The sequence below is a fragment of the Myxococcus vastator genome (assembly GCF_010894475.1).
Classification (GTDB): Bacteria; Myxococcota; Myxococcia; order Myxococcales; family Myxococcaceae; genus Myxococcus; species Myxococcus vastator.
Window position 1 is genome coordinate 1 of sequence record NZ_JAAIYB010000574.1, and the last position, 4,503, is coordinate 4,503.

General features: G+C 68.6%; 5 protein-coding genes. 2 read left to right on the forward strand and 3 right to left on the reverse strand.

What is annotated here, in order from left to right:
• Nucleotides 1–84 precede the first annotated feature (84 nt).
• Nucleotides 85–1,335 (reverse strand): type II toxin-antitoxin system HipA family toxin, encoded by a 1,251-nt coding sequence (locus G4D87_RS34105; protein WP_240358831.1) that lies wholly within the window; start codon nucleotides 1,333–1,335, stop codon nucleotides 85–87.
• Nucleotides 1,322–1,663 carry a helix-turn-helix domain-containing protein gene (locus G4D87_RS34110; protein WP_163786853.1) on the reverse strand — a complete coding sequence of 114 codons (342 nt, stop codon included), beginning with the start codon at nucleotides 1,661–1,663 and terminating at the stop codon, nucleotides 1,322–1,324. The genes G4D87_RS34105 and G4D87_RS34110 overlap by 14 nt, the downstream gene beginning before the upstream one ends.
• Nucleotides 1,664–1,820: 157 nt before the next feature.
• Here G4D87_RS34110 and G4D87_RS34115 point away from each other — a divergent pair, with 157 nt between their 5' ends.
• The gene (locus G4D87_RS34115; RefSeq protein WP_163786854.1) at nucleotides 1,821–2,603 is read left to right on the forward strand and encodes a tRNA1(Val) (adenine(37)-N6)-methyltransferase; all 783 of its coding nucleotides are present in this window, start codon (nucleotides 1,821–1,823) and stop codon (nucleotides 2,601–2,603) included.
• Between the two features lie 16 nt (nucleotides 2,604–2,619).
• On the opposite strand, the gene G4D87_RS34120 is transcribed toward G4D87_RS34115, so the two are convergent.
• Entirely contained in the window at nucleotides 2,620–3,540 is a 921-nt protein-coding gene (locus G4D87_RS34120) for a hypothetical protein (RefSeq protein ID WP_240358832.1), read from the reverse strand.
• Between the two features lie 214 nt (nucleotides 3,541–3,754).
• On the opposite strand from G4D87_RS34120, the gene G4D87_RS34125 reads away from it, so the two are divergent.
• Nucleotides 3,755–4,261, forward strand: coding sequence for a DoxX family protein (locus tag G4D87_RS34125; protein ID WP_163786856.1), 507 nt, complete (start codon nucleotides 3,755–3,757; stop codon nucleotides 4,259–4,261).
• Nucleotides 4,262–4,503: the final 242 nt, after the last annotated feature.

The window sequence follows — 4,503 nt, forward strand, 5'->3', positions numbered from 1 at the left end:
AGCCCGGCCCGGACGAAACGCTCGACTCCATCGGCACGGCGGGGGTGCGGGTGCTCCAGCGGCGGACGCGGTGCTGACGGTCGTCTATTCGCCGTAGTGCGTGTACTCGAAGCCCTCGGAGTCGAACGCCCGTGAGACGGCCATCACGTCTGCGTCAGTACCCCCGCAGTGCTTGATGGCATCTCGCCAGCGGGCGGACACGATGGCCTTCATCGTGTCGATGAGATGATGGGCGGCCTCTTTCGAAAGCCGGAAGCGACCGCACTCACTCATGAGGTTCTGCCGAGTGGCACGGCGATGCTGCGTGCTCCCAGCTTCCATGGCCAGGTGACGCTCCATGCTGACCTGCGGCAGCGGGGTCAGGTCATAGGCAGGAGAGAGGCTCCACGTAGAACCTGGCGCGATGAGCGCGTGGTTCCTCGGATGGTCGTCGATGTTCGAGATGAGGGCGTTGAACACCATTCGCGAGAACAACTCGCGCAGGTCCTCGTCCGGATTGCCGACCCACCGCTTCAGCTCATCCGCCAGCAGGATGTAGGACCACTTCGAGCGGTCCTGCGGATTCTCGTCGGCACGCAGGACGGTCAGCGCACTGACCATCCGGTGCCGGAGGTAACCGTCGTCGACGCGCTCCCTATCAAACCGCCGGACGAGCAACACGTCCTGCCCCGCGACATGCGCGCGTTTGCTCACGGCGGCCCTGAGGCCGCACTCGCTAGCGAGCTTCAGCATGCCCCCTTCGACCGCCGCGTTGTTCCAGCGGTCGCCTCGGGCCGGGAACTTGGCGACCCAGAGTCCCTCTTCATCCTCGACGACGTTCTTGGGCCGGGCTCCGCCCATGGAGCTGCCAGGATTCACCAGGTCACTGACCTGTGGGCCGGACAACGGCAACTCTTGTTCGACACGCCTTGCCTCCTCGAGCAGGAGATCCAGCCGGAGCACCTTGTTGAACTGGTGGACGGGAGCGGGCGGCGCGGGGCTGATGCCGAATGACAGGGCTCCCGCTCGGTCCTCGGGGGAGTTGAGGAGGAAGTCGACCTCACTCAGGTCCACACGCCCCAACTGGCGCTCGATGACCCGGCGGCCCCAGGCATCAGGAGAGGCGTCACGCAAGGAGCCAAAGATGCCGCCGAGTCTGGCCGTCTCGAAGGTGCCATGACGGAGCGGCAGCTCGAACTTCTCCAGTTCGACCGCGCGTGGGTTGGCCAGATAGCTCCGGCCATAGACGAAGCGTCCCACGCCGTCCTGTTGCAGGAAGCGTCCGCAGGTGACGACGTCCATGGAACCCGGGAGTTGGAGGTACACGTAGCAGCTTGAGTCTTCAGAAGTCCGCATCCAGGCCTTTCTTCAGTCGGACCCGTTGCGGCTGCCGTGCCAACTCCAGCGTCTTGCCCTCCTCATCGCGCTCCGGAGCGGCGAGATTGTCGAACTCCTGCTCGAGCCCCAGCGCCCACAGGACGGTGAAGTAGGCGCTGAGTCCCGTGGTGAGACTGCCCTCCTCGATTCGCTTCAGCGTCCCAGGGGCAAGCCCCGTCTTCTTCGCGAGATCCACCTGCCGCAACCCGCGCCGGATCCGCGCCCGCGCGATGTTCTGGCCCAGCCGTGCCACCGCGCGGACCACCGCGAGAGGCGCCGTGTCGCTCGTCAGATTCTGTCGAGGCATACTTCAATCTATTGAAGCTTGAGCGCTTCTAGAGTCAATAGATTGAAGAGCGCAGTCGTCAGCCACCAGAACTTCGCTTGCCTGGCGGACCTCAAGGGCGTGCCTCCTGGACAGCCGTCTTCTTGTCTGGGACACGGCTGCCCAGCGCGGAAAGCCCATGCCTGAACCCACCCTGCCCGAGCCCGGCCCGGACGAAACGCTCGACTCCATCGGCACGGCGGGGGTGCGGGTGCTCCAGCGGCGGACGGGTTACCGCTTCACGCTGGACGCGGTGCTGCTGGCCCACTTCGCGGCCACCGAAGGCACTGGCGCGTCGTCCGGGCGGATGCTGGAGCTTGGCGCGGGCAGCGGGGTGGTGTCCTTCCTGCTGGTGAAGCAGTTCGGCCTGGGGCCCGTGGATGCCCTGGAGCTCCAGCCCGCCGTGCATGCCCGGCTGACACGTTCCGTGGCGCTCAACGCGTGCGAGATGCAGGTCACCCCGCTGCTGGGAGACCTGCGGCGGATCCGCGAACACGTCTCTGGAGGCGAGTACGCCCACGTCGTGTCCAACCCGCCCTTCCGTCTGGCCGACGCGGGGGTCCGCAGCCCGGATGACGAGCGGGCCGTGTCCAAGTCCGAGGTCGCGTGTGACGCGCCAGCCGTCATCGCCGCGGCCCGGCACGCGTTGATGCCCGGCGGCGGCGTGAGCCTGGTGTACCCCGCGGCGCGAGCGGCCGAGGTGCTGGGCCTGCTGTCCCAGGCGAAGCTCCACCCCACCGTGCTGCGCTTCGTCCACGCGCGCGTGGGAGCCCCGGCCACGCGCTTCCTGGTGCATGCCCTTCGAGACAGGGACCGGGGCCTCGCCGTGCGCCCGCCCCTCATCGTTCATGGCGAGGCGCCCGGGGGCTACTCCGCGGAGGTGGCGGCGTTGATGGATCCGCCGCTCGCGCAGAGGCCCTGAGCCCCGCGCTGCCTCTCTACGGCGCACCCGTGAGCGGCTTCGTGTTCATCACCTGGACGCCGTGCTCCTCGGACGCGGTGACGAACAGCTCGTGCCTCGCGGGCACCTCCAGCGTCGAGCGCCGCAGCTTCCCGCCCACCGTGAAGTCCACCTCCAGCGCATGTGTCCCCGGCGGCACGTCGCGAAGGCTCAGGTTCGTCGCGTTGCTCGTGCCCCGGCGCCGTCCGTCCATCGTCACGGTGCACGGCTTCGCGCAGCGCACATGAACCAGAGAGGTCATCGCGGCGCTCGCCTCAGGCTGCTTCGGCGCCTCCAACTCCTCCTGCTCCGTGAGCGTCACGCGGCCCTTGGAGTCCCCCTGGAGGGTGACCTCCGAGCCACCCGGTATCTCCACGTAGCCCACGAACAGCCGCTGGTTGAAGACGCCACCGGTGGCCTCCACGCGCCGCTGGCCGGGCGCCACGTCGCGGAACTCCCAGGTCCGGTCGTCCCGGCGAACCCCTCGCTTTCCATCAAGCAGCACCGTGCAGTCGTCCCGGCACTTCACCGTGGCCACGCTCGGCGCCTTCGACGTGGAGGCCGGCGTGGGAGGTTTCGGCTCGGCCCAATCCGGTGTGCCGGGCATCGTGGAGCTGCCGGGCTCGATGAGGATGCGCTTGTTGCTGGCCAGGAACACGTCCGCCGTCGCCACGTCCGGGATGACCACGAAGCTGCCGGCGAGCGGACGGTTCAGCACACCCGTGGCGTCGATGCGCCGGTTGCCCGGCGCGATGCCCTTGAACTCCCAGGTGGAGTCATTCACCCGGAACCCGTGCTTCCCATCCAGCACCACCGTGCACTTCTCCGTGCAGCGGACCCGGACGGCGACGCCGTCGGCCGCGAGCGCCGGAGCAGACACCCACAACGACAGGAACAGGAGCGGCCAGCGGAGGGACATGACGGGGTGACTGCCTCGTACCAGTGGGTATTCACGCGGGGCCCGCCCGGGGATGCGAGTCCACTCCCGCCTCATCAGGCAGGCCCCTTGGAGCCGGCAGTATGCCCACCGGGCAAGGGAGGCGGAACCGCCGCGGCGTGCCATGCGCCCACGCCGGACCCAACCTACCCAGGGTTCCGGCAACGGCCCCAGCCCCATCCAAGGAGCGGAAGGTATGAACATGGCGACGCTGACCGAGCAACCGAGCATCCTGAAGGCAGCCGCCCTGCTGCCCCCGCGCCTGTCGCTCGGGTCGACGATGGTGGTGCATGGCGTGTCCAAGCTCCGCCCCGGGGGCACCGCCCAGCACGCGGGCTTCTTCGAGCAACTGGGCATCAAGCCCGGCAAGCCCTGGGTCATCGCCACGGGGGTGGCGGAGCTGCTCGCGGGCGTGAGCTCCATCCTGGGCATCGCCACGCGCCCCGCCGCGCTGGCCGTCCTCGTCACGCAAGCCATCGCCGTGGCCAAGGTCCACGGCCCCAAGGGCTTCGACAACACGAAGGGCGGCTTCGAGTTCAACCTGGCGCTAGGCGCCATCGCGCTCGGCCTGCTGCTGCGAGGCCCGGGGCCGCTCTCCGTCCACAGCGCCGTCGAGCGCCGGGTGAAGCGCAAGGAGCGGAGGCGGTTGCGGTTGTTGCCGCGTCAGCGACGGCGCTCGGTGCTGCTCGACGTGCTGGGTTGAACCCAGGCCGCGCCGCGACACACATCCCATCACCCTGACCGATGAGGTGTGTGTCGTCTGTCCGTCTGCTCGGCAGGCTGAGGTCATCTCCCCTGACACAGAATCCCGGGATGGCCTCTAGAATGGCGGGACATGCCCTCGTCCGTCTTTCTCTTGATGGCGCTCGCCACCACGCCGGGTGCTGCCTCGGCGCCTGAGTCCGCCCCCGCCCAGCACGTCGCGCCTCCGCGAGCCCCCAACTC

Excerpts from the sequence above, each read along its gene's own strand:
- G4D87_RS34105 (WP_240358831.1), bottom strand. The coding sequence starts at position 1,335 with ATGCGGACTTCTGAAGACTCAAGCTGCTACGTGTACCTCCAACTCCCG.
- G4D87_RS34110 (WP_163786853.1), bottom strand. The coding sequence starts at position 1,663 with ATGCCTCGACAGAATCTGACGAGCGACACGGCGCCTCTCGCGGTGGTC.
- G4D87_RS34115 (WP_163786854.1), top strand. The coding sequence starts at position 1,821 with ATGCCTGAACCCACCCTGCCCGAGCCCGGCCCGGACGAAACGCTCGAC.
- G4D87_RS34120 (WP_240358832.1), bottom strand. The coding sequence starts at position 3,540 with ATGTCCCTCCGCTGGCCGCTCCTGTTCCTGTCGTTGTGGGTGTCTGCT.
- G4D87_RS34125 (WP_163786856.1), top strand. The coding sequence starts at position 3,755 with ATGAACATGGCGACGCTGACCGAGCAACCGAGCATCCTGAAGGCAGCC.